This is a genomic window from Halorhodospira neutriphila (assembly GCF_016584055.1).
Lineage (GTDB): Bacteria > Pseudomonadota > Gammaproteobacteria > Nitrococcales > Halorhodospiraceae > Halorhodospira > Halorhodospira neutriphila.
In genome coordinates, this window is the sequence record NZ_NRSH01000225.1 from 1 (window position 1) to 1,725 (window position 1,725).

A 1,725-nucleotide genomic window follows, 5' to 3' on the forward strand; every position below is an offset into this window, starting at 1 on the left:
GGAGGCCCCGCGCCCCTCGCCCGCCGCGCCCGCCGCCGAGCTCGACGAGGCGCTCGCAGAGCTGGCGCTTGACCTGCTCCATATCGCCGGAGATATCGGCGAAGCGCTTGGGGATGAAGTCGGCGGCGCCGGCCTCGAGGGCGTCGATGGTCGCCCGGGCGCCCTCGTGGGTCAGCGAGGAGAACATCAGCACCGATATCGGGCGCTTGCGGACGATCTGCCGGACCGCGGAGATGCCGTCCATGACGGGCATCTCGATATCCATGGTGATGACGTCGGGACGCAGGCGCTCGGCCGCCTCCACCGCCTCGCGGCCGTCGGCGGCCTCGCCGCAGACCTCGAGGCGGGGATCGGCGTCGATCATGGCGCGGATCCGCCGCCGAAAGAAGCCGGAGTCGTCGACGACCAGCACACGGATGCTCACCCACTACCTCCTGATGCCGGCGGTGCCGGCGAAACGCGGCGGCAGCGGCTCAGAGCCGCTTGCCGTGAGCCTTGATCAGGCTCGGGATATCGACAATCAGCGCGATCTGCCCGTCGCCGGTGATGGTCGAGCCGGCCAGCCCGGGCAGGCCGTGGAGCAGGGCGCCGAGGGGCTTGATCACCACCTCCTCGAGGCCGATGACCTCGTCGACGACGAAGCCCACCGCCTGGTTGCCGACGATAACGGTGATCACCTGGCGCTCGTCCTCGGCCTCCTCCTCGCCGCCGCCGGCGGCCATCTCCCGCTTGCTGCGCAGCACCGGCTCGCCGCTGTGGTGGAGCCAGCGCTCGAGGAAGAACAGCGGCATGGCCTTGCCGCGCACCAGGGCGACGAGGCGGTTGTTGACGACGTTCGTGCGCACGTCGTTGAGCTCGAAGATCTCGCGGACCACCGACATGGGCAGGGCGAACTTGCGCCCGGAGACCTTGACCATGAGCGTGGGCAGGATGGCCAGGGTCAGCGGCAGCTGGATCCGCATGCTCGTGCCCCGGCCCAGCTCGGAGTCGATGTCGACGGTGCCGTTGAGCTTGGCGAGGCTGTCCTTGACGACGTCCATGCCCACGCCCCGGCCGGAGACGTCGGAGATCTCATCCTTGCTCGAGAAGCCGGGGTGGAAGATGAGGTCGAAGGCCTCCTTGTCGGAGAGCCGCGAGGCCGACTCCTGGTCCATGAGCCCCTTGGTGACCGCCAGCCGGCGCAGCTTGTCCGGGTCCATGCCGCGGCCGTCGTCGGCGATGGTGAGCAGGATGTGGTCGCCCTCCTGCTCGGCGGCCAGGGTCACCACCCCCTCGCGGGGCTTGCCCGCGGCCTCGCGCTCGTCGGGGTACTCGAGGCCGTGGTCGACGGCGTTGCGCACGAGGTGGACCATCGGGTCCGAGAGGGCCTCGACCATGTTCTTGTCGAGGTCGGTCTCCTCGCCGTGGGTCTCGAGGCGCACCTCCTTCTCCAGCTGCCGGGCCAGGTCGCGGATGACGCGCGGGAAGCGGCCGAAGACCTTCTTGATCGGCTGCATGCGCGTCTTCATCACCGACGACTGCAGGTCCGAGGTGACCAGCTCGAGGTCGCTGACCGCCTGGGAGAGGCGGTCGTCGTCGAGCTCGTTGCGCAGGTTCGACAGGCGGTTGCGCACCAGCACCAGCTCGCCGACGAGGTTCATGATCTCGTCGAGCTTGGCGGTATCCACGCGCACGGAGGCCTCGACCTTGCCGCCGCCGCCGCGGTCCCCTCCCGCCTCTTGCTCG

At 69.7% G+C, this 1,725-nt stretch carries 2 protein-coding genes; both read right to left on the reverse strand.

Annotated elements, in window-relative coordinates:
- A partial coding sequence (locus tag CKO13_RS11995; protein WP_200261342.1) for a response regulator occupies positions 1–424 on the reverse strand: 424 nt, incomplete at its 3' end.
- A 49-nt stretch (positions 425–473) separates the two neighbouring features.
- Positions 474–1,725, reverse strand: a 1,252-nt coding sequence (locus CKO13_RS12000) for a chemotaxis protein CheA (RefSeq protein ID WP_200261344.1), incomplete at its 5' end; no start/stop codon positions are given.